Below are 22574 nucleotides of genomic sequence, written 5' to 3' on the forward strand. Positions count from 1 at the left end.
TCCGGCGACACGGTCACCCCGACCCGCGGTTCGGCCGTTCCGACCACCCGCCCGGGCCGTCCGCGGGAAACCGACGGGGGCATGGAGCCCCAGCCGCAGGCTTAAAAACGCCAGTATCTGTGAAGTCCAGGAACGCCCGCTCTCCCAGCGGGCGTTCTTTTTTGTTTACCTCGAAGTACTAATACTACACATGAGCAAGGCGTAAGGTTTGTAACAATCGCTTATCACTTGTGATGCGCAGATTGGCCTCCATGCCTTGACCGGAGTGGGGGAGGTTGCTTTGAAAAAGCCAAAGCGCGGATCGGCGCCGACGAATGCGGAGACAAGGCACGTGCGGAAATACTTCGGAACTGACGGCATTCGGGGCCGCGCCAACGGCATCATCACGCCGGACCTCGCTCTGAGGGTCGGGCAGGCCGCAGGCCTCATGTTCCAGCAGCGCGGCGATTACCGCCACCGGGTCGTGATCGGCAAGGATACGCGGCTGTCCGGCTACATGATCGAGTCGGCCCTTCAGGCGGGCTTCACCTCGGTGGGCATGGATGTCCTCCTGCTTGGCCCAATCCCGACCCCTGCGGTCGCCATGCTGACCCGCTCCATGCGCTGCGACCTCGGCGTGATGATCTCGGCCTCGCACAATCCTTACGAGGATAACGGCATCAAGCTGTTCGGCCCGGACGGGTTCAAGCTCAGCGACGACATGGAGCTTCAGATCGAGGCTCTGATCGATTCCGATCTGACCCGCCGCCTCTCCGGCTCCGCCACGCTCGGCCGCGCCAAGCGCATCGAGAGCGTTCAGGCCCGCTATATCGAGTTCGCCAAGCGCACCCTGCCGCGCCAGACCGATCTGGAAGGCATGCGGGTCGTGATCGATTGCGCCAACGGCGCCGGCTACAAGGTGGCTCCGGAAGCCCTGTGGGAGCTGGGCGCCGAGGTGATGTCGATTGGCGTGGAGCCCAACGGCTTCAACATCAATCACGATGTGGGCTCCACCGCCCCCGATGCCCTGATCCAGAAGGTGCGCGAACTGCGGGCCGATATCGGCATCGCCCTGGACGGCGATGCGGACCGGGTGCTGATCGTCGACGAGAAGGGCCAGAAGGTTGACGGCGACCAGCTCATGGCCGTGGTCGCCCGCTCGTGGAAGGACGACGGTCGCCTGTCGCAGCCTGGCATCGTCGCGACCATCATGTCGAATCTCGGCCTGGAGCGTTTCTTAAGCGGCATGGGCCTCGGCCTCGTGCGCACGGCGGTGGGTGATCGCTATGTGCTCGAGCACATGCGGGCCCACGGCTTCAACCTCGGCGGCGAGCAGTCCGGCCACATCATCATGTCCGACTATACCACCACAGGCGACGGCCTCATCGCGGCCCTGCAGCTGCTCGCGGTGGTGAAAAGCCTCGGCAAGCCGGTCTCCGAGGTCTGCCATTGCTTCGAGCCCCTGCCGCAGGTGCTCAAGAACGTGCGCTTCAAGGCCGGCAAGCCGCTCCAGGACGCGTCGGTCATCAAGGCCATCGAGGCAGGACGCGAGACCCTTGGGCAAGCAGGCCGCCTCGTGATCCGCCCCTCCGGCACCGAGCCTGTCATCCGCGTGATGGGCGAGGGCGACAACGAGGATGTCGTCAACCGCGTGGTGGACGATGTGGTGGCTGCTGTGACTCAAGCGGCCTCCAAGGTCGCTGCTTAGAAAGACACTTCCTTCGAAGCTTCAAACAAAAGGCCCCGGCGATCACCTCGCCGGGGCCTTTTGTTTAGCGCAACTCCCTCTCCCGGGGGGGTGAGGGCAGGTCGGTGCCGAATATGGTGCCAAGCGATCCTTACCGCAGCGGCGATGGCATTGCCGGGCTGTTGACCGTCATACCCCCACCCCTGCCCCTCTCCCATACGGGAGAGGGAGCGCTCTGCTGGTTTAAGCCTTAGTCACTCCGCCGGGTGGGCCGGAGGGACCTCCTTCGTCCGCGACGGCAGATCCTCGCCATGGGCCCGCAATCCCGTCTGCGCGCGCAAGCGATCGATCATCTCGCCCACATACGTCGAAGGCTTGGTGAAGCCGCCGATGAGCAGATAGATCGAGGGCACCACCAGCATGGTCAGGATCGTCGAGACCGTCACGCCGCCCACGATCACCGTACCGATGGCATTGCGCGCCTCCGCGCCGGCGCCCGTCGACCAGGCGAGCGGAATGGCGCCGCCGATCATGGCGATCGACGTCATCAGAATCGGCCGCAGGCGCAGGACCGACGCTTCGAGAACCGCATCCCTGACCGAGTATCCGCGTTCGCGCAGCTGGTTCGAGAATTCGACGATCAGGATGCCGTTCTTCGTCATGAGGCCGATGAGCAGGATCATGCCGATCTGGCTGTAGATGTTGAGCGTCTGTCCCGTGACGAACAGCGCCAGCAACCCGCCCGTCACCGCGAGCGGAACGGTGAGCATGATGATGAACGGGTTGATCCAGCTCTCGAACTGCGCTGCCAGCACCAGGAACACCACGAGCAGCGCCATGGCGAAGGTCACATAGATCGCCCCGGTGGAGTCGAGGAAGTCCCTGGACTGGCCCGTATAGCCGATGCGCACCTCCGCCGGGAGGTTGTCGCGCACGATCTGCTGGAGGATCTCCAGGCCTTCGCCGATGGACACGCCCGGCGTCAGCGAGGATTGGATCGTGATCGAGCGCAGGCGGTCGAACCGGTTCAGGGCCTGGGGAGCCGCCGATTCCGTAAGGGTCACGAAGGACGACAGAGGAACCAGCTCGCTGTTGGCGGCCCGGATGAACGTGTTGGTGAGATCGTTCGGCGTTGCGCGGTCTTGCGCACGGGCCCGCATGATCACCGGATACTCGTCACCGCGGCTGACGAAGGTCGAGACTTCGGTCTCGCCGAACATCAGCTGGAGCGTGCGGCCGATATCCTCCACCGAGACGCCGAGATCGGCGGCGCGCTGCCGGTCGATCTGCACGCGGATGTCGGGCTGCGACTCGCGGTAGTTGGAATCCATGTTGACGAACTTGCCCGTCTCCTGAGCCTTCTGCATGACGATGTCGCGCCAGCCCCGGATCGTCTCGTAATCGGGACCGCCGAGCACGAACTGGATCGGCTGGCCGAAGCCGCCGGCGCCGCCGAAGGCCGGCGGGTTGACCACGGACACGCGCGCGCCGGGGAAGTTCGACACCTTCGGCGTCAGTTCACGCACGATGTCCTGCTGAGTCTTGGTGCGTTCCTCCCAGGGGACGAGGCGCACGATCACGATGCCTTCATTGACCGGGGAGGGGCGGGCGAAGCCCGGCGCGACCTGGCTCAGCATGGAGCCGATGACGCCTTGCTCCTGCAGGGGCAGGATGGCCTTCTCGACTTCTTTCACCCGGTCGCGAGTATAGTCGAGGCTTGCGCCTTCCGGGGCCTGGAGCCTGACGATGATGGCGCCGCGATCCTCCTGCGGGGCGAATTCCTTCGGCAGGGACTGGAACAGGCCGTAGGCCGAGAGCGACACCAGGAATCCAACGAAGAGAATGACAACGGGAATTCGCAGCGCGCGGGAGAGCAGCCAACGGTAGCCATTGTTCATCTTCTCGAAGACCGGCTCGGTCATGCGCTGGATGCGGCCATGCGCCGGAACCATCAGCTTGGAGCACATCATCGGCGTGAGGGTTCTGGCCACGACCCCCGAGAAGAAGATGGCGGCCGCAAGCGTGATGCCGAATTCGCGGAAGAGCTTGCCGGTGTTGCCCGTCATGAACGCAAGCGGCACGAACACCGCCATCAGGGTGGCGGTCGTCGCGATCACCGCGAAGCCGATCTCGCGCGCGCCGTCGAAGGAGGCGAGCAGCGGCGGCTGCCCTTCCTCGATGCGCCGGTGCACGTTCTCGATCTCCACGATGGCGTCATCCACCACGATGCCGATGGCGAGCACGATGGCGAGCAGGGTCAGCACATTGATGGAGGCGCCGAAGAAGGCCATCACCATGAAGGCTGCGGTAATGGAGACCGGGATCGCCACCATGGCCACGATGGTCGAGCGCCAGTCGCGCAGGAAGACCAGGATCACGAGGATCACCAGCGCCACGCCCTCCAGAAGGGTTTTCAGCACGCCGTCGATGGAGGCGCGGATGAACTGGCTTTCGTCATAAGCGACTTCGGCAACGGTGCCGGGCGGAAGCGACGACTTGAGTTCCTCCAATTCCTTGCGCACGCCCTCGACGACGGAGAGCGTGTTGGCGGTCGATTGGCGCACGACGCCCATGCCGATGGCGGTCTCGCCCGACTGGTAGAACTCGAAGCGCGTGTCCTCCGCGCCGACTTCGACCTGAGCGACCTCGCCGAGCCGGACCAGATAGCCGTTCTTGTTGGTGACGATCACCTGGGAGAATTCCTCAGGAGTCGCGAGGCGGGAATCCGTCTTGACGGTGAACTCACGCTGCGAGGACTCGATCCGGCCGCCGGGAAGCTCCACGTTCTGGCGCTTGATGGCCGTCTCCAGATCCTGCACCGTCAGGCCGCGTGCAGCCAGCGCCGGCCTGTCGACCCAGACCCGCATGGCAAAGCGCCGCTCGCCGCTCAAGTTCACATTGGCGACGCCCGGAACGGTCGACAGGCGATCCACATAGACGCGCTTGAGGAAGTCGCTGAGCTCGAGGGCATCGAGGGTCGTGGAGGTGACGCCGACCCACAGAATGGCCGAGGCGTTCGCGTCGACCTTTCGCACCACCGGTGTGTCGGCGCCGTCCGGCAGGCGCCCGGTCACGCGGGATACCGCATCGCGCACGTCCGATGTGGCGGCTTCCGGTTCGCGGGACACCTCGAACTCGATGGACACCGAGGAGCGGTCGTTCTGGCTCTGCGACGTGATCTGGCGGATGCCCTCGATGCCGGCGATCGCGCCCTCGATGATCTCCGTCACCCGGCTCTCGATCACCTCGTTCGAAGCACCGCGATAGACGGTGGACACCGACACGACAGGGCGGTCGACCTGCGGATATTCGCGAACCGGCAGGTTCATGAGCGCGGCCAGGCCACCCACGATCAGCAGCAGGCTGACCACGACGGCGAAAACGGGACGGCGGATGAAGAGGTCTGAAACCTGCATGGCTTTATTCGATCCCGTTAGGGTCAAGTCTTTTGAGAAGTCGAAGCTCAGTGTCATCCCCGGCGAGCGTCAGCGAGGGAAGGGGATCCACGATCAAGCGCGGAGCTATGGATTCCCTTCCCCTCCGCTGCGCTCCGGCCGGGAATGACACCGAGTGCATGTTACTTCCGCTCGGCCGCCTGCGCGCTGCCGATGGCCTGCGGCACGTTCAGCGACGAGCGGGAGGGCTGCTCGCGGTTGGCAGCCGGAACAGGCGCGGCAGGCGCGCCGGAGCCCACCGGGCGGGCGATGACTTCGGCGCCGGGCCGCACGCGCTGAACACCCAGCACGACGATTGTCTCGCCAGCCTTGAGCCCGTCCATCACCTCCACCTTGCCGCCCTGGCGCTGGCCGATGGTGATGACGCGACGCTCGACCTTGTTGTCCTTGACCGGGTAAACGACGTGACGAAGGCCTTCGCTGACGACGGCCTCTTCCGGCACCACGACGGCGTCGTCCTTCGTGGATACTTCCAGGGACACGGACAGGAACATGCCGGGCTTCAGGGCCTCATCCTGGTTGTCGAATTCGGCCGTCAGGCGCGCCGTGCGGGTGGTCTGGTCGACCCGGGGATCGATGGTCGCGACCGTGCCCTTGAAGGTTCGGCCGCGATAGGCCGCAGACATGGCGTTGACCGTCTGGCCCGGCTTGAGGCGCCCCAGAAGGTTCTCCGGCACGGCGAAGTCGAGGCGCACCTTCGACAGGTCGTCCAGGGACGTGATCCGGGTGCCCGGGGCCACGTAGGCGCCGAGCGAGACGGAGCGGGTGCCGACGCGGCCGGCAAAGGGCGCACGTATCGTCAGTTCCTCGAGCCGCGCCTCGGCGGCCTTGCGCTGGGCCTGGGCGGAGGCGATGGAGCCTTCGAGCGACTTCATCTGCGCCGTCAGGTCGTCCACCTGGGCCTCGGTGCCGGCGCCGGTGCGGCGCAGGGACTGGGCGCGATCGAGCTTGATGGCGATCTCGTTCCGAAGCGCCGAGGCGCGGCTGGCCTCGGCGGCGGCCTGCTCGATGGCGGCGCGGCGCTCGGCGGCATCGAACTGGACCAGCGTGTCGCCGGCCTTGACCTTCTGGCCTTCCTCGAAGCCGATCTCGCCGATGATGCCTGCCACCTTGGCGGTCACCATGATCGATTCATAGGCACGCACGGTGCCCACCGCCTCACGGATTTCCACGATGCGTCCGGTCTTGACCGCATCCACCTCGACCGTTGCCGGGCCGGCGGGACCGCCGCGACCGCCTGGCCCTCTCGGAGCGCCGGCCTGCTGGCCGGCCGGTTGGCTCACATACGCGCCGATCACGGGCAGATTGGCCAAGTGGCCGCCCTTATAGGCGTACCAGCCGCCAAAGCCTGCCGCCCCCAGCATGGCTATGACAGCGAGTTGACCGGACACACGCATGCTCACTCCTTAACCCATCAGTCTTTGTCGTTCGGAAGATCGGACATTGTCCTAGCACAGTATATGCCAATTACCCGGATCGGATCCCTCTGAACACGATATTTTGTATTACGATTTCGTAATCTGGGCCGCTGCCGCAACGACAGATCAGGCTGCATTCGCCTTGACCATGGCTCTCACGTCCGTCATACCGGTCGGCGGGACACCTCTCCCCACCGAGAGGCGCCCATCTGAGAGGATGGATCACATGACAAGCCTGCCCGCCGCGCGTCCGCGCGCGCCCTTCTTTTCATCCGGCCCCTGCGCCAAGCGCCCCGGATGGTCTCTCCAAAACCTTAAAGTCGACAGCCTTGGCCGCTCGCACCGCGCCAAGCTCGGCAAGGCGCGCCTGAAGCTCGCCATCGACCTCACCCGCGAGGTGCTGGACGTGCCGGCGGATTACCGCATCGGCATCGTGCCCGCCTCCGACACCGGCGCCGTCGAGATGGTGCTGTGGTCGATGCTCGGCGCCAGACCCGTCGACATGCTGGCCTGGGAAAGTTTTGGCGAGGGCTGGGTCACGGACGTGGTCAAGCAGCTCAAGCTCTCCGATGCCCGCGTGATCAGCGCGCCCTACGGCGAGCTGCCCGACCTGGCGCAGGTCGACACCAAGAATCGCGACGTGGTCTTCACCTGGAACGGCACCACCTCGGGCGTGCGCGTACAGAGCGCCGACTGGATCGCGGCCGACCGCGAGGGCCTGACCATCTGCGACGCCACCTCGGCGGCGTTCGCGCAGAAGCTCGATTTTTCGAAGCTCGACGTAGTCACCTTCTCCTGGCAGAAGGTTTTGGGCGGCGAAGCTGCCCACGGCATGCTCATCCTCTCGCCCCGCGCCGTCGAGCGGTTGGAGACCTACAAGCCCGCCTGGCCGCTGCCGAAAATCTTCCGCATGACCAAGGGCGGCAAGCTGATCGAGGGCATCTTCGAGGGCGAGACCATCAACACCCCGTCCATGCTCGCCGTCGAGGATTATATCGACGCGCTCGAATGGGCGAAGTCCATCGGCAGCTTGAACGCGCTCGTCGCCAAGGCCGACGGCAACGCCAAGGTGATTTCCGACTGGGTGGCGCGCACGCCTTGGATCGCCAACCTCGCCAAAGATCCGGCCACCGCCTCCAACACTAGCGTGTGCCTCGTGATCGCCGATCCAGACATCGTTGCGAAAGGTCCCGAGGCCGTGACGCAGGTGGCCAAGGGCATCGTCTCCGCACTTGAGAAGGAGAATGTGGCCCTCGACATCGGCGCCTATCGCGATGCCCCTCCGGGCCTGCGCATCTGGTGCGGCGCGACGGTGGAGCAATCCGACCTCGAAGCCCTGACGCCCTGGCTCGACTGGGCCTTCGCGCAGGAAAAGGCGAAGCTCGCGAAAGCGGCTTGATTTCACGTGTCATCCCGGACGCGGCAAGGCCGCGATCCGGGATCGCTTTCACCAGCCAGACTCCCATCACGATCCCGGCTCGCGCTCCGCTTGGCCGGGATGACGCTACAGGCACAGGTGCACCATGCCCGCTCCGCGCGTACTCATTTCCGACGCTCTCTCGCCCGCCGCGGTGCAGATCTTCAAGGATCGCGGCATCGAGGTCGATTTCCAGCCCGATCTCGGCAAGGACAAGGACAAGCTCGCTGCCATCATCGGCAACTACGACGGCCTTGCCATTCGATCCGCCACCAAGGTCACGGCGAAGATCCTCGAACAGGCCAAGAACCTGAAGGTCATCGGCCGCGCCGGCATCGGCGTCGACAATGTCGAAATCCCGGCCGCTACGGCGCGCGGCGTGATCGTCATGAACACGCCCTTCGGCAATTCCATCACCACGGCCGAGCATGCAATCGCCATGATGTTCGCGCTCGCGCGCCAGATCCCGCAGGCGGATGCGTCGACGCAAGCGGGCAAGTGGGAGAAGAACCGCTTCATGGGCGTCGAGCTCACGGGCAAGGTGCTCGGCGTTATCGGCTGCGGCAATATCGGGTCCATCGTGGCCGACCGCGCCATTGGGCTGCGCATGAAGGTGATCGCCTACGATCCCTTCCTGTCGCCGGAGCGCGCCGTTGAGCTCGGCGTCGAGAAGGTGGAACTCGACGACCTGCTGCGCCGCGCCGACATCATCACCCTGCACGTGCCGATGACCGAGAAGACGAAGAACGTGCTCTCGGCCGAGAACATCGCCAAGACCAAGAAGGGCGTGCGCATCGTCAACTGCGCCCGTGGCGGTCTCGTCGATGAAGGCGCGCTTCGCGCAGCCCTCGATTCCGGCCATGTGGCGGGCGCGGCCTTCGACGTGTTCGTGGAGGAGCCTGCGACCTCGAACCCGCTCTTCGGCCATCCCAACGTGGTCTGCACGCCGCATCTGGGTGCGGCCACCACGGAGGCGCAGGAGAACGTGGCTTTGCAGGTGGCCGAGCAGATGTCGGATTACCTGCTGCAGGGCGCGATCCAGAACGCCGTGAACTTCCCATCGATCACGGCAGAGGAGGCCCCGCGCCTCAAGCCCTTCGTGGCGCTCGCCGAAAAGCTCGGCTCGTTCCTCGGCCAGCTCACGGAAGCGCCGATCAAGGGAATCCGCATCGAGTACGAGGGCAATGTCGCCGAGATGAACACCCGTGCGCTTACCTCGGCTGCCGTGACCGGCGTGCTGCGCCCCTTCCTGCAGGACATCAACATGGTGTCGGCGCCGCTCGTCGCGCGCGATCGCGGCATCATGGTGGAGGAGGTCAAGCGCGAGAATGCGGCGCGCGATTACGAGAGCTTCATCCGCATCGTGGTCGACGCTGAGGACATGGCCCGCCACGCCGGCGGCACCGTGTTCCAGGACGGCAAGCCGCGCGTGGTCGACATTCGCGACATCGCGGTCGACGCCGAGTTCGCCCCGCACATGATCTATGTGCGCAACGACGACAAGCCCGGCTTCATCGGCCGCTTCGGCACCCTGCTCGGCGAATCCGGCGTGAACGTCGCAACCTTCGCGCTCGGCCGCGACAAGCCCGGCGGGGACGCTATCTGCTTCGTCTCGGTGGACGAGCCGGTCTCCGACGAGCTCCTGCGCCGGATCGAGGACATCCCGCAGGTCAAGCGCGCCCGCGCCGTGCGGTTCTAAACCTCAAAGAGCAAGAGGACGCATCATGGCGATGAATGTCTCGCAACGCTTCATCCTGACGCTCGCTTGCGCGAACCGTCCCGGTATCGTGGCGGCGGTCGCGGGACATCTGTCGGATGCGGGCCTCAATATTCTCGACGCGCAGCAATATGACGACACGCAGACGGACCGTTTCTTCATGCGTGTCGTGTTCAACCCCGTTGAGGGTGAGAGCGATATCGAGGCGCTGAGAGCAGGCTTCGTGGCCCTGGCCGAGCGCTTCGGCATGACGTGGGCGATGAGCGATCCGACTCGTAAGCAGCGCGTCATGCTGCTGGTCTCGAAATTCGACCATTGTCTCGCGGATCTGCTGTACCGCTGGCGCATCGACGAGCTCGATTTCGAGCCTGTGGGCGTCATCGCCAATCATCCGGTCGACACCTATAGCCATGTGGATCTGGGCAGCGTGCCGTTCCACTACCTTCCCGTCACGAAGGACACGAAGCTCGAGCAGGAAGCGCGGGTCTGGGAGATCATCCGCGACTCGAAGGCGGATCTCGTGGTGCTCGCGCGCTACATGCAGGTTCTCTCGGATGGGCTCGCGGCGAAGCTCTCCGGCCGCTGCATCAACATTCACCACTCGTTCCTGCCGAGCTTCAAGGGCGCCAAACCTTATCATCAGGCGCATGCGCGCGGCGTGAAGCTGATCGGCGCGACGGCCCATTATGTGACCTCCGATCTCGATGAGGGTCCGATCATCGCGCAGGACGTGGAGTCCATCACGCACCGCGACACGGCGGATGACCTGGTGCGCAAGGGCCGCGACATCGAACGCCGCGTGCTGGCCCGCGCCGTGCGCTATCACCTGGAAGACCGCATTCTGCTCAACGGGCGCAAGACGGTGGTGTTTGCGGATTAGCAGAGCCTCTCACTGTCATTCCGGGGCGCCGAAGGCGAGCCCGGAATGACAGTGAGAGGCTACCGCTTCCTCTCCGCGAGCCAGATGCCGCCGAGCACCAGCACGAGGCCTCCTGCGTGATAGAACGCGAAGGGCTCGCCCAGCAGCACCACGGCGAGCAGGGCGCCGAAGACCGGCACGAGATTGACGAAGAGGCCGGCCCTTGCCGGGCCGATGAGCTCCACGCCGCGCATGAAGAACACCTGCGAGAGCAGGGACGGCAGCAGGCCTACATAGAGCAGGATCAGCCATCCCTTCGCGGTGGGGAATTGCAGGTTTCCCTGCGCGGCTTCGATCCACAGAAGAGGCAGCGATGTCGTGAAGGCCACGACAGCCAGGGCGGCGAAGAAGGTCAGGCTCGCGATGGCCGGGCGATGGCGCAGGCCGAGCGTATAGCCTGCATAGAACACGCAGGCAATCAGGGTCCAGACGTCGCCGATGTTGAGCGCAAGCGTCCGGAGAATCTCGAAATCCGCCTTCACCGAAACCAGGATGACCCCGAGGATCGTCACGATCATGCCGATGATCTGCAGCGGGATCACACGGGCGTGGAAGAACAGCACCGTGCCCAGAAGCACGAGAACCGGAATCGAGCCCTGAAAGATCGTGAGGTTCACGGCGGTCGTATGATGGGCTGCGGCATAGAACAATGCGTTGAAGCCGGTGAAGCCGAAGGCTCCCATGAGGATCGTGAAAGCCCAGCGCTCCCTGATCTTCGGCCATTCCGCAATCACCTGGCGGCCGACGAGCGGCATCAGCACGATCACGACAATGACCCAGCGCAGGCAGGTGAGCATCATGGGCGACACCTCGCCCACAGCCAACCGCCCGGCAATGGCATTGCCGCCCCACATCAGCGTGGTGAGGGTCAGGAGCACATAGGCCTGCCCCCATGTTCCCTTCCAAAGCGCGTGCAGGATTTTCATATGGGGTGGGACCTCATAACGCTTGCCGCTGTGCGCCGTTCGGCTAAACCGGCGCGACAGCAAGCGGGTGACACGCATGGCCTTACGGTTTCTGGTGGTTGAGGGCAATACGCGGGGCGCAAGGGAGGCCCACAAGGAAGCCTATGGACTCACGCTCTCCGAGTCCTACGCGGAGGTGATCCAGGGGATTGCCCAGGACGCCGTCTGCGATATCGCCTTCCCGACAGATGAGGGCGCGAACCTGCCGGATGCGGCGGGGCTCGGCTCCTATGACGGCATCGTGCTCACCGGCTCCCATCTCAACATCTACGACCGCACGCCTGAGATTATCCGTCAGATCGACCTGATGCGGGCGACTTTCGCCTCCCGCACGCCGGCCTTCGGCTCCTGCTGGGGCCTGCAGGTGGCAACTGTGGCGGCAGATGGCGATGTGCAAAAGAACCCGCTCGGCCGCGAGGTCGGCGTCGCCCGTAAGATTACCGCAACGGAGGCGGGCAGGGGCCATCCGCTGCTCGATAGCCGCCCGGCCGCTTACGACGCGCCCGCGATCCATCTCGACATGGTCAGCGCCGTGCCGGCGGACTGCACCGTGCTGGCGAGCAATGCAATCTCGCCGGTTCAAGCTGCCGAGATCCGTCGTCACGGCGGCACGTTCTGGGGCGTGCAGTACCACCCGGAGTTCTCGCTCGGCGAGCTTGCGGCGATCCTGAGCCGCCGCACCGACATTCTCGTGCGGGAGGGCTTCTGCCGCACGCCTGAGGAGGCTCTTGCCTATGCGGAGGATCTGGCGGCGCTAGACAGGGATCCGGCGCGGTTCGATCTCGCCTGGCGCCACGGCATAGACGCGGAGGTTCTCGAACCCCACCGCCGCACCCGCGAGATCCGCAACTTCATCGAGCACCGGGTGCGAACGGAAAAGAGCGCTCGCGGGCGGGCGTGAGACGGCAGCACTCCCTCTCCCGTGTGGGAGAGGGTCGGGGTGAGGGCAGGCCGGTGCCGGAGGAGGTGCTGCGATCTTCGTGTTGCAGCGGAGGTGGCGGTACTGGGCTGGTCGAGCGCCACACCCTCACTCCTGCCCCTCTCCCACACGGGAGAGGGGGCGTCACTGCACGAGGCCTGCCCCTCCGCTTCATGGTCAGTAATGACGGGAGGGTGTCATCCGCGGCGAGCGGAGCGAGGGAAGGGGATCCACTCACTGCGTTAAGGATTCCCTTCCCCTCCGCTGCGCTCCAGCCGGGAATGGCACCTGGGCTTCGCTGCCTTCGTCATCCCCACCCTCGTCATCCCGGACGGGGAAAGCCGATCCGGGATCGCGTGCAGGATGGGACGCGGATCTCCCTCTCCCTGAGGGAGAGGGTTAGGGTGAGGGGTTACAGCCTCATCCGGAGAGGACACTAACCCCTCACCCGGACCTCCGGTCCGACCTCTCCCCCTGGGAGAGATGATCCTGCGCCACTCTCGTCTTGCGATCCCGGATCTGCGCTGCGCTTCGTCCGGGATGACGCTCCTGGTGAAGCCGGGAGATTGCAGGTTTGTTCTCATTTTGTTCTTGACAATTCTCCTAACCTTGGCTATAGCTAGGGACATCCTCGCCCGATGAGGGGCGCGCTCGCGAGGCGTCGTAAGAGTGGGGCGAGGAGCGGTCCTGCCGCAGGCCTCGCAAGCCTGTGATCGCAGGTGGCCGATCTGGCATGCCTCCAGGTCCGCTGAAACAAACCGCGCGTGACGAGCAGCTTGGCTCTCACTTTCACCACACATCATCGAGCCGGGCTGCCCTGAACGCCACCCTCGATTGACCTGACGGCTTGAGGCCACCCGGCCTCGGGCCCGAAGGTGCTGGCTCTTTCTCAAGTCAATCTGGTTTCGCGGTCAGGAATGCCAAACCACATTCCCGCCTTTCCGGTGCTTATGATGCGGGGATGCAGGGCTCATTCCGCCTTGACCTGAGGCGCATGATCCACCATGAGGGTTTGCAAGGTTTTTACCCAGCCCTGGCCTTGCGCCGGGGCTTTTTCATGTGAGGGTTTGAGCGATGGCGAACGTGGTTGTCGTGGGCGCCCAGTGGGGCGACGAGGGCAAGGGCAAGATCGTCGACTGGCTGTCCGAACAGGCGGATGTGGTCGTGCGGTTCCAGGGCGGTCACAATGCCGGCCATACCCTCGTGATCGGCGACAAGGTCTACAAGCTCTCGCTCCTGCCCTCCGGCGTCGTGCGTCCGAACAAGCTGTCGGTCATCGGCAACGGCGTCGTGCTCGATCCGCATGCTCTGGCCGGTGAGGTGGAGCGTCTGGCCGAGCAAGGCGTCTCGATCAGCCGCGAGAACCTGCGTGTGGCCGAGAACGCCACGCTGATTCTCTCGATCCACCGCGAACTCGATGCGCTGCGCGAAAGCGGCAGCGCCGGCACCAAGATCGGCACCACCAAGCGCGGCATCGGGCCGGCCTACGAGGATAAGGCAGGGCGCCGCGCCATCCGCCTCATGGATCTGGCCGACCTGAGCACCCTGCCGGAGAAGATCGACCGGTTGCTGACGCATCACAATGCCCTGCGCCGCGGCTTCGGGCTCGACGAGTTCAAGCCTGGGGAGATCTACGAGGAACTGGCCTCCGTGGCGCCCAAGGTGCTGCCCTACATGGATGCCGTGTGGCGCCTCCTCGACGATGAGCGCCGGGCCGGCAAGCGCATACTGTTCGAGGGCGCGCAAGGCGCACTGCTCGACGTGGACCACGGCACCTATCCCTTCGTCACCTCGTCCAACACGGTGGCCGGACAGGCGGCGACCGGCTCGGGCCTCGGCCCCGGGGCTGTCGGCTACGTGCTCGGCATCGCCAAGGCCTACACGACCCGCGTAGGCGAGGGGCCTTTCCCGACCGAACTCTTCGACGAGACCGGCGAGCTGATCGGCCAGAAGGGCAAGGAGTTCGGCGTGGTCACGGGGCGCAAGCGCCGCTGCGGCTGGTTCGACGCGACGCTCGTGCGCCAGACCGTGCGCACCTCAGGCATCGACGGCATCGCGCTCACCAAGCTCGATATCCTCGACGGCTTCGAGACCATCAAGATCGGCGTCGGCTACAAGCTCGACGGCCAGACCATCGACTACTTCCCGGCAAGCCAGGGGGCACAGGCCCGCGTGGAGCCGATCTACGAGGAGTTCGAGGGCTGGAGCGGTTCCACCGCGGGCGCCCGCTCCTGGGCGGACCTGCCGGCGCAGGCCATCAAGTATGTCCGCCGGGTCGAGGAGCTGATCGGCGCGCCGGTCGCCGTGCTCTCCACCTCGCCGGAGCGTGACGACACAATCCTCATGAAGAACCCCTTTGAGGGTTGACGGCGAAGCCTCGGCGGGTCATTCCGAAGAGAAATGGCAGATTATTACCCCCTCATCGCCCGAGCCGTCGAAGGCCTGCCCGAGCAGAACCCCGACCAGCGGCACGCTGTCTACGAGCGTGCCCGCACGGCGCTGATCGCGCAGCTGCGCTCGCTCAATCCTCCCCTGTCCGAGTCGGAGATCCAGAACGAGAGCCGCTCCCTGGACGAGGCCATCCACCGGGTCGAGGCGGATTATGCGCCGCCGGCCGGGCTCGATGCCGATCACCTTTCCACCGCGCCGATCGACGAGCAGCCGGTCCGGCCAGGGCCTGAAGCTGCGCGTGGCGCAACGTCGGTCCATGGGTTGCGGGCGCCAGCCCCTCAGCCGGCTCAAGATGACGAGGTCGAAGAGTCTTATGCCGAGCCTGCGGTGGCCCGGCCCAAGATCGACAGCCGGCCTCATCCGGCCATGCAGAACAAGGGACGCGGGCGCACCATCGTGTTCGGCTCCGTCCTGGCGCTCGTGATTGCGGCGATTGCGGCCTTCGCGTTCCTGTGGCGCGACAGGCCCGAGAACCTCGCCCCCGAGACCCCGGTCGCGGAGGCCCCGGCGACGCCGCCGGCCGATTCAAAGATCAATGAGCGCGTGGGGGGAGGGCAGGCAACGCCCCCGGCCGCCACGCCCAACCCGGCGCCGCGCCAGGAGGCGGGCGTCGCACAGCGCGCGGTGTTCTACGAAGAGGATCCCGCCAACCCCTCGGCCCCCAAGGCACAGGTCGGGCGCGTGACGTGGCGCCTGGAGGACGTCAATCCGGGCCAGGGCCAGCCGCTGGAGCGGGCCGTGATCGCCAATATCGATATCGCGGATGCAGGGCTCACCATGAGGATGGTGCTGCGGCGTAATCTCGACACGACGCTGCCGGCTTCCCACACGGTCGAGCTCACCTTCACGACCCGCGCGGGCGATACCAACCGGGTGATCCGCGACGTGGGCCTCCTGCAGTTCAAGAGCGAGGAGGCTGCCCGCGGCACCCCAGTCGCCGGCCTGCCGGTGCCCGTGCGCGAGAACCTCTTCCTGATCGGCCTCTCCAACCTTCAGGCAGATGTGGCGCGCAACACGCAATTGTTCGTGCGCCGCAACTGGATAGACCTGCCGGTGCGGATGGCCTCCGGCCAGCGGGCCATCCTGAGCTTCGAAAAGGGCGGCTCCGGCGAACAGGTGATCAACGACGCCTTCAGCCAATGGCAGTAGGCCGGGTTGAACGGCACTCAGCAAAAAGCCGCGCATGAAGCGCGGCTTTTTTATTGAACTTGCCTTATGCACGCCTAGAGCTGTTTCCACTTGCGTGGAATCATCTCTCTTCTTTGGCTTGCCGCATTTTCCAACGGCGAACCGGAGCCACTTCGCCGAAAAATGCTCTAGGCGTCGGCCGACGAGGTCTCGATCTGGGTCAGGTTCTTCTTGACCGCATCCTGGATCTTCTCGAAGGCACGCACCTCGATCTGACGCACGCGCTCACGGGACACGCCGAACTCCGTGGAGAGCTCCTCCAGGGTGATCGGGTCGTCCGAGAGGCGCCGCGCCTCGAAGATGCGGCGCTCGCGCGGGTTGAGGACGGAGAGCGCGTTGCGCAGGGCCTTCAGCCGGTTCTGGCCTTCCTCCTCCTCGACGAGCACCTGCTCCTGGCTCTGGCCTTGGTCGACGAGCCAGTCCTGCCATTCGCCGCCGCCTTCGCCCTCATCCCGCAGGGGGGCGTTGAGGGACGAGTCGCCGCCGAGCCGGCGGTTCATGTCCACCACGTCCTGCTCGGTCACGCCGAGCTGGGTGGCGATCTGCTTGACGTTGTCGGGGTGCAGGTCGCCTTCCTCGAAGGCGGAAATGCGGCCCTTGGCCTTGCGCAGATTGAAGAACAGCTTCTTCTGGTTCGCCGTGGTGCCCATCTTCACGAGGGACCAGGACCGCAGGATGTATTCTTGAATCGCCGCCTTGATCCACCACATGGCATAAGTGGCGAGGCGGAAGCCCTTGTCGGGCTCGAAGCGCTTGACGGCCTGCATCAGGCCGACATTGCCCTCCGAGACCACCTCGCCGATCGGCAGGCCATAGCCACGGTAGCCCATGGCGATCTTGGCGACCAGGCGCAGGTGGGATGTAACGAGCTTGTGGGCGGCTTCGCGATCTCCATGCTCTCGCCAGCTTTTGGCGAGCATGTATTCCTCATGCGGCTCGAGCATGGGGAAGCGACGGATCTCGTCGAGATAGCGCGAAAGGCCTCCTTCATTGGCAAGCACCGGAAGCGCTGTAGCCATCGTGTCTCCTCCTTTGGCTCCCTCACCGCGAGGCAAGCCTGCGGCGGCCCCCTCCCATGGCTGGCCGCCCAACCTCTTCATATAATCGGTTCGATCTCGTCCGAATAGAGGCGTCAGGCTTCAAGACGTGGTGAACGCTCCAGACTCGCAAGGGTGCCAGCGTGGCTGAATTTTGCGACCCATTGACGCTAAATTTCCCCCCGCAGCGCCTGGAGCAGGGCGTCCATGTCGGCCGGCATCGGACTTTCGAATTGCAGGAACTCGCCGCTGCGCGGGTGCTCGAAGCCGAGGATCGTGGCGTGGAGCGCCTGCCGGCGCAGGGCGGTGAGCGCCTCCCGCGAGCGCTCCGAGAGGCGGTTCGCCTTCGTCTTGAAGCCGGAGCCGTAGGTTGCGTCGCCTAAGAGCGGGTGCCCAAGGTGGGCCATGTGAACCCGGATCTGGTGCGTGCGTCCGGTTTCCAGTTCGCAACGGACAAGGCTCGCCAGAGGCTGTGCAGGCGATAGGCTTTCCACGAGTTCGTAATGAGTGATGGCGTAGCGGCCGCGCTCCTCGCCCACCACCACGATCTTCTCGCGGTTGTGGGTGGAGCGGGCTAGCGCCGCCTCCACGGTTCCGCGCCGGCGCTCGGGCACGCCCCAGACGATGGCCAGATAGGCCCGCTCCAAGGGGCCCGTGCGGCCATGATCGGCGAACTGCGCCGAGAGTGCCTGATGGGCAACATCGTTCTTGGCCACCACCAGCAGGCCCGACGTATCCTTGTCGAGCCGGTGCACGATCCCCGGTCGCTTCACGCCACCGATGCCCGACAGGCTCTCGCCGCAATGGGCGATGAGCGCGTTCACCAGGGTGCCGGACTCGTGCCCCGCCGCCGGGTGGACCACGAGGCCAGGCGGCTTGTCGATGACGATCAGGTCGTCATCCTCATAGACGATCTTGAGCGCCATCGCCTCGCCGGCGGGCTCTGCCGGCACCGGCGGCGGCACGCTCAAACCGATGCGGGCACCGCCTGCCACCTTGCGGTTGGGGTCCAGCGCCGGCGCGCCGTCGACGGTTACCTGACCATCACGGATCAGCGCCTGGAGGCGGCTGCGCGACAGGTCTCCCTGGAGCCGCGCCAGCACGCGATCGAGCCGCTCGGGCGCCAGCCCATCCTCCAACATCCATTCGTGCTGCGTCGCGTCCACCGCATCCTCATTTCCGGCTGGCCTTTGCTTTTTTCAGCAAAAGGGCTTGAAGCAAATCAGAAGGGTGGTTATACGAGCGGCCTCCACCTTGCTAGCTCCCTTCGTCTAGCGGTCTAGGACGTCGCCCTCTCACGGCGAAAACAGGGGTTCGAGTCCCCTAGGGAGCGCCATCCCTTATTGGATGGTCTTTGATCTGATTAGGCTTTTGCGCCTGATTGTCACAGACTCGGAATTCCATAATGAAAATTGGGACAGTGGATGTTCAGAGTTCCTCCTCGATCAGCTTCGACATAAACGTTCGCCGCCGAACACGGGCTTCGCATTGCAGCCTTCTATGTCGAGAATGAGAGTGGTGCGAAGCTGACCCGTCCCGAGTTGTGCCGACTCCTGTCAGATGCGCATCCGGGCGACATCCTCCTGATCGAGCAGGTTGATCGCTTCTCCCGTCTCACCGTCTCTGACCGGCAAAAGCTGAAGGTGGAACTGACCGCCAGAAAAGTTCGCGTTGTGGCGCTGAACTTGCCCCCATCGTGGATGATGGCGAGCCCCAAATCGGGTGATTCCACAATCCGCATGTTCGACGCCGTCGACGGGATGATGCTGGAAATGTCGGCTGCCGTGGCCCGCAGGGACTACCAGGATCGCCGTCGGCGTCAAGCTCAAGCCAGAGCGGAAGGCCGGAGGTCTCTACAAGGGGCGCACGGAGGATACGGTCCGCAATGCAGGCATCTCAGCGATGCTGAAAGCTGGTTCGTCATGGTCGCAGATACAGGCCACTACCAGGTGTAGCCGCGCAACCGTTTTGAAGATTTCTAGATGCCTTAAAGCCAAGGAGAATGAAATGTAACAAGTCGCCCTACTTCCGGAGAAGCGTATAGCTTGCTCAAATCGGGGCAGTAGATCAATGGTGCTTCATGCAAGCCAAAGACGATCTTATACATTTAAGCCCATCTCAGGAATGTTTGTCATCAACAAAAGTGAGGTGTTTCTTTGTCGCTGCAAGATTATGCGTAACAGCACGTAACATATACTAAGTTGTGATACTCCGAATGCGCATTCGATCAGGGTGCACTTCTTTGCTACTCGGGTAGCTCTTCGAGAGGTACCTGATATGGCAGTTCAGACCATCTTGGTTGGAAATCCTTCATCCAACGCCGCTGAGAATGTCGCAAAAATCAAGCTCGCTATTCAGCAGGCTCACAACGCGTACATAGCGTCGGGTTCGACAACTCAGGTGAAGGTGCAACTTGCTGAAGGCACTTGGGTCGTCACAGGGGACAAGAGCAATGCCTCGGTCGGTCCGGTTGAGCTTCTATCCGGGGTCGAGCTAACAGGTTCCGGTACGCGTGGAACCACGATCAAGCTTGAAGACCACTTCGACGGCAGAATCAATGGCATTGTGCGAACGGCTCTGACGGACGTCAAAAACGTCACAGTTTCCAATCTTGTCATCGACGGCAATCGCGGCAACCAAATCCAAGGCAGCCATCAGGCCGGGTTCATCTGTGGGATCAAGGAGGACGGCTCCGGTCGCAAGCAGACAAACATCACCCTCGATAATGTGGAAATCCAGAACTGCACAGCCTATGGGTTCAACCCACATGAGTTGACCTACAATATGACGATCAAGAACTCCGTTTCTCACCACAACGGCCTCGACGGCTTCGTGGCCGACGCTGTGGTCGGCGGAGTTTATGAGAACAACAAAGCCTACGAGAACGACCGCCACGGATTCAACATCCAGAATGAGACCAAGGGTCTCGTCCTTCAGAACAATGAAGCCTACAACAACGGCTTTCGTTACATGTACAACGGCACCTGGGCTGGTGGAGCTGGTATCACCATCCAGCGCGGAAACATTCCTCCCGCGAACTCAACGGAGATTCCTTGGGTCACCGACGTCAAGATCATTGGCGGCTCCTATCATCACAACGGCAAGGAAGGTGTGCTGGTCAAGCTGTCCGATCACGTCACCATTGATGATGTCGATATCCATGGGAATCAGCGACAAGGCGTAAGGATCGAGGGATCGACCCATACCGTGGTTCAGAACAGCCAGATCTACAACAACTCGCAGGAAGCCGATAATATCTATGACGAGATCAACATTCGCCTGCGCTTCGATGATGATTACAGCCAACGCACCTATTACTCCACTGATACACAGATCCTGAACAACACGATCCTCTCTAATGGTGCCATCAACGCCCGTTACGGCATTCGGGAGGAGCCCACCAATGACGATGGAGGTCTCACCAGAACGGTGCTTTCGAACAACACCGTCACTGGTATGGATACAGGGGCGATCTCGGTTCCAGGCTACAGCAACGTTTGGATGGGCGATGCAGGCAACAACACGATCACTGGCAGTACCGGCGCGGACGACATGCGCGGGGCTGGGGGTAGCGACACTTACACGGTCAATCATTCCGGTGATGTGATCACGGAGAGATCCGGAGAAGGCTCTGCCGATCATGTTCTCTCCTCGATCACCTATACGCTCACCGCCAATGTTGAGAACCTCACCCTCACGGGTAGCCGCGCCATCAACGGCTACGGCAACGAACTTGCCAACATTCTCAACGGCAACGCCCTCGTGAATGTGCTCAAGAGCGCCGGTGGAAACGACAGCCTCGATGGGAAGGAGGGGGCAGACAGCATGGACGGCGGAGACGGCAACGACACGTATTTCGTCGACAATGCGAGTGACATCATCGTTGAGAAGTCCAACAGTGGTCTTGGCGGAGTCGACACGGTCCACAGCAGTGTCAGCTACACTTTGTCTGATCAAGTTGAGAACCTGTTCCTGACGGGAGGGGCTATCAATGGGATCGGTAACTCCAGCAACAACACCCTGACCGGGAACGATCTGAACAATCTTCTCGATGGAATGTTGGGGAACGATCGTCTTGAGGGTAGGGGTGGCGACGACATCTATGGAGTGAATACCACAAGTGATGTGGTCATCGAGGCCGCCAATGCTGGTATCGATCAGATCCGCAGTACCGTCAGCTATACGCTTTCTGCCAATGTGGAGAACCTTACCCTACAGGGCATAAGTGCCATCAACGGCACCGGAAATGATCTTGGTAATAGGCTGGTCGGCAACAGCGCCGCCAACATCCTCAAGGGTGGCATCGGTGCCGATGTTCTTGATGGGGCCGCAGGCAAGGACACGCTGACGGGCGGCACCGAATTCGATACCTTCGTGTTCAAGAAAGGCGAGATCAGCGGTGATATTGTCACCGACTTCATTGGTAATGGAGCAAACGCTGGAGATCGCCTCATCTTTCAGGGCTTCACAAACGGTTCTCTCAAGAATACGGGTGATATTTGGACCGTCACTGACGGGACTTACACAGCAACCTTTCAGCTAACGAGCATCAGCAGCCTTCACGCAACCGATTATGAGTTTCGGAATGACTTAATCCTCTGATCGAGGGTGTGTGCCAAGGTGATGGAGCGAAGCGTAGGGAGGGCAGGCACCCTCCCTTCAATCCCCGTGTGGACTAGATCAAACGGCTCCACGATATACTCGTCCTTATCGTTCTTGAGGGCGAGGTCGAGCTAATCATGGCGGTGGGCACCATCGTAAATGGCTGGGACAATTTGTGCTGTAAATCCTTGCAATAGTATGCAGATTTTTCTTGTCCCATTAGAGCACGACTAATTGCTTTTATTATATTATTCCCCGAGGGAGCACCAAAGGCTTCAAGAAAAAGCCCCGCTTCGGCGGGGCTTCTCTTTTTCCGATCGGTCGGCGACGAAAGAGCGTGTCGCATTCCGACGAAATCTCATCTCATTCGGCCGGGCTCAGATGAACTGCCGGACCTGGGGCAACATCCCGCTCCGGGCGGAAGACGAAGTAAGCGAACAGGATCATGGCTGCCAGCACGACGAGCGACGCGAGAGCGGCAATCGGTTCGGCTGCATGATAGCCGAGATGGATGGCTGAGACCGCGACCGTGAGCGCGACGGTGCCGAGCGACCACAGCACGACCTGGATCATCGCCAGCCTGCTGGTGTCGAGGGTAGGGCGGCGCTCGTAGTAGATGCCGAAGAGGAACAGGGAGACCCATCCCAGCAGATTGAGGTGGGCATGGGCCGGCATCAAGGCGTGGTTTTGTGTCATCGCCATTCCGATTCCCATGGCCATGCCGGCGATGACGAACAGAACGGCCAGCCTGAAGCTGAGTGAAGAAGCGTGCATGATTCAGGTCCTCCGAGAAATATTCCCTGGCTGATTGATGTTTTCT

Annotated in this window: 15 protein-coding genes and 1 tRNA gene; 10 read left to right on the forward strand and 6 right to left on the reverse strand. The window is 63.3% G+C overall.

Going from position 1 to position 22574, the window contains the following annotated elements:
* Positions 1–331 precede the first annotated feature (331 nt).
* Positions 332–1687: a phosphoglucosamine mutase gene (gene glmM, locus IC232_RS22320; protein WP_190847160.1), complete on the forward strand. Its 1356-nt coding sequence runs from the start codon at positions 332–334 to the stop codon at positions 1685–1687.
* Positions 1688–1920: 233 nt separating this feature from the next.
* Here the strand turns inward: glmM and IC232_RS22325 are convergent, their stop codons facing one another.
* Positions 1921–5082 carry an efflux RND transporter permease subunit gene (locus tag IC232_RS22325; RefSeq protein ID WP_190847161.1) on the reverse strand — a complete coding sequence of 1054 codons (3162 nt, stop codon included), beginning with the start codon at positions 5080–5082 and terminating at the stop codon, positions 1921–1923.
* Between the two features lie 161 nt (positions 5083–5243).
* Positions 5244–6518, reverse strand: coding sequence for an efflux RND transporter periplasmic adaptor subunit (locus IC232_RS22330; protein WP_190847162.1), 1275 nt, complete (start codon positions 6516–6518; stop codon positions 5244–5246).
* 247 nt (positions 6519–6765) lie between these two features.
* Here IC232_RS22330 and IC232_RS22335 point away from each other — a divergent pair, with 247 nt between their 5' ends.
* The 3 genes from IC232_RS22335 (at position 6766) to purU (ending at position 10553) form a co-directional block, all read left to right on the forward strand.
* Positions 6766–7938: a phosphoserine transaminase gene (locus tag IC232_RS22335; RefSeq protein WP_190847163.1), complete on the forward strand. Its 1173-nt coding sequence runs from the start codon at positions 6766–6768 to the stop codon at positions 7936–7938.
* Between the two features lie 124 nt (positions 7939–8062).
* Entirely contained in the window at positions 8063–9655 is a 1593-nt protein-coding gene (gene serA, locus IC232_RS22340; protein WP_190847164.1) for a phosphoglycerate dehydrogenase, read from the forward strand.
* 25 nt (positions 9656–9680) lie between these two features.
* Positions 9681–10553: a formyltetrahydrofolate deformylase gene (purU, locus tag IC232_RS22345; RefSeq protein WP_190847165.1), complete on the forward strand. Its 873-nt coding sequence runs from the start codon at positions 9681–9683 to the stop codon at positions 10551–10553.
* Positions 10554–10612: 59 nt separating this feature from the next.
* Here purU and IC232_RS22350 read toward each other — a convergent pair whose 3' ends face one another.
* Positions 10613–11596 (reverse strand): DMT family transporter, encoded by a 984-nt coding sequence (locus tag IC232_RS22350; protein ID WP_312895220.1) that lies wholly within the window; start codon positions 11594–11596, stop codon positions 10613–10615.
* Between IC232_RS22350 and IC232_RS22355 the strand changes: the two genes are divergently transcribed.
* From IC232_RS22355 to IC232_RS22365, 3 genes are all read left to right on the forward strand, one after another.
* Positions 11595–12458: a type 1 glutamine amidotransferase gene (locus tag IC232_RS22355; protein WP_190847166.1), complete on the forward strand. Its 864-nt coding sequence runs from the start codon at positions 11595–11597 to the stop codon at positions 12456–12458. The two genes, IC232_RS22350 and IC232_RS22355, sit on opposite strands and share 2 nt — an antisense overlap.
* Positions 12459–13550: 1092 nt before the next feature.
* Positions 13551–14843 (forward strand): adenylosuccinate synthase, encoded by a 1293-nt coding sequence (locus IC232_RS22360; protein ID WP_190847167.1) that lies wholly within the window; start codon positions 13551–13553, stop codon positions 14841–14843.
* Positions 14844–14876: 33 nt separating this feature from the next.
* Positions 14877–16076 carry a histidine kinase gene (locus tag IC232_RS22365; RefSeq protein ID WP_190847168.1) on the forward strand — a complete coding sequence of 400 codons (1200 nt, stop codon included), beginning with the start codon at positions 14877–14879 and terminating at the stop codon, positions 16074–16076.
* 167 nt (positions 16077–16243) lie between these two features.
* On the opposite strand, the gene rpoH is transcribed toward IC232_RS22365, so the two are convergent.
* Positions 16244–17134, reverse strand: a complete 891-nt coding sequence (gene rpoH / locus IC232_RS22370; protein WP_190847169.1) for an RNA polymerase sigma factor RpoH — start codon at positions 17132–17134, stop codon at positions 16244–16246.
* 188 nt (positions 17135–17322) lie between these two features.
* Positions 17323–18294 carry an RluA family pseudouridine synthase gene (locus IC232_RS22375; RefSeq protein WP_190847203.1) on the reverse strand — a complete coding sequence of 324 codons (972 nt, stop codon included), beginning with the start codon at positions 18292–18294 and terminating at the stop codon, positions 17323–17325.
* 118 nt (positions 18295–18412) lie between these two features.
* Between IC232_RS22375 and IC232_RS22380 the strand changes: the two genes are divergently transcribed.
* The 3 genes from IC232_RS22380 to IC232_RS22390 all read left to right on the forward strand — a co-directional run bounded on the left by IC232_RS22380 (position 18413) and on the right by IC232_RS22390 (position 21754).
* A tRNA-Glu gene (locus IC232_RS22380) sits at positions 18413–18488 on the forward strand.
* 151 nt (positions 18489–18639) lie between these two features.
* A complete protein-coding gene (locus tag IC232_RS22385) occupies positions 18640–19107 on the forward strand; it encodes a recombinase family protein (protein WP_312895221.1) in 468 nt (155 codons plus the stop codon).
* Between the two features lie 322 nt (positions 19108–19429).
* Positions 19430–21754 carry a right-handed parallel beta-helix repeat-containing protein gene (locus IC232_RS22390; protein ID WP_190847170.1) on the forward strand — a complete coding sequence of 775 codons (2325 nt, stop codon included), beginning with the start codon at positions 19430–19432 and terminating at the stop codon, positions 21752–21754.
* 363 nt (positions 21755–22117) lie between these two features.
* Here the strand turns inward: IC232_RS22390 and IC232_RS22395 are convergent, their stop codons facing one another.
* A complete protein-coding gene (locus IC232_RS22395) occupies positions 22118–22528 on the reverse strand; it encodes a hypothetical protein (protein WP_190847171.1) in 411 nt (136 codons plus the stop codon).
* Between the last annotated feature and the right edge of the window lie 46 nt (positions 22529–22574).

The organism is Microvirga sp. (assembly GCF_014699075.1).
GTDB lineage: Bacteria > Pseudomonadota > Alphaproteobacteria > Rhizobiales > Beijerinckiaceae > Microvirga.

Coding starts and splice junctions, on each gene's coding strand:
- IC232_RS22325 (WP_190847161.1), bottom strand. CDS start 5,082: ATGCAGGTTTCAGACCTCTTCATCCGCCGTCCCGTTTTCGCCGTCGTG.
- IC232_RS22330 (WP_190847162.1), bottom strand. CDS start 6,518: ATGCGTGTGTCCGGTCAACTCGCTGTCATAGCCATGCTGGGGGCGGCA.
- IC232_RS22335 (WP_190847163.1), top strand. CDS start 6,766: ATGACAAGCCTGCCCGCCGCGCGTCCGCGCGCGCCCTTCTTTTCATCC.
- serA (WP_190847164.1), top strand. CDS start 8,063: ATGCCCGCTCCGCGCGTACTCATTTCCGACGCTCTCTCGCCCGCCGCG.
- purU (WP_190847165.1), top strand. CDS start 9,681: ATGGCGATGAATGTCTCGCAACGCTTCATCCTGACGCTCGCTTGCGCG.
- IC232_RS22355 (WP_190847166.1), top strand. CDS start 11,595: ATGGCCTTACGGTTTCTGGTGGTTGAGGGCAATACGCGGGGCGCAAGG.
- IC232_RS22350 (WP_312895220.1), bottom strand. CDS start 11,596: ATGCGTGTCACCCGCTTGCTGTCGCGCCGGTTTAGCCGAACGGCGCAC.
- IC232_RS22360 (WP_190847167.1), top strand. CDS start 13,551: ATGGCGAACGTGGTTGTCGTGGGCGCCCAGTGGGGCGACGAGGGCAAG.
- IC232_RS22365 (WP_190847168.1), top strand. CDS start 14,877: ATGGCAGATTATTACCCCCTCATCGCCCGAGCCGTCGAAGGCCTGCCC.
- rpoH (WP_190847169.1), bottom strand. CDS start 17,134: ATGGCTACAGCGCTTCCGGTGCTTGCCAATGAAGGAGGCCTTTCGCGC.
- IC232_RS22375 (WP_190847203.1), bottom strand. CDS start 18,294: ATGTTGGAGGATGGGCTGGCGCCCGAGCGGCTCGATCGCGTGCTGGCG.
- IC232_RS22390 (WP_190847170.1), top strand. CDS start 19,430: ATGGCAGTTCAGACCATCTTGGTTGGAAATCCTTCATCCAACGCCGCT.
- IC232_RS22395 (WP_190847171.1), bottom strand. CDS start 22,528: ATGCACGCTTCTTCACTCAGCTTCAGGCTGGCCGTTCTGTTCGTCATC.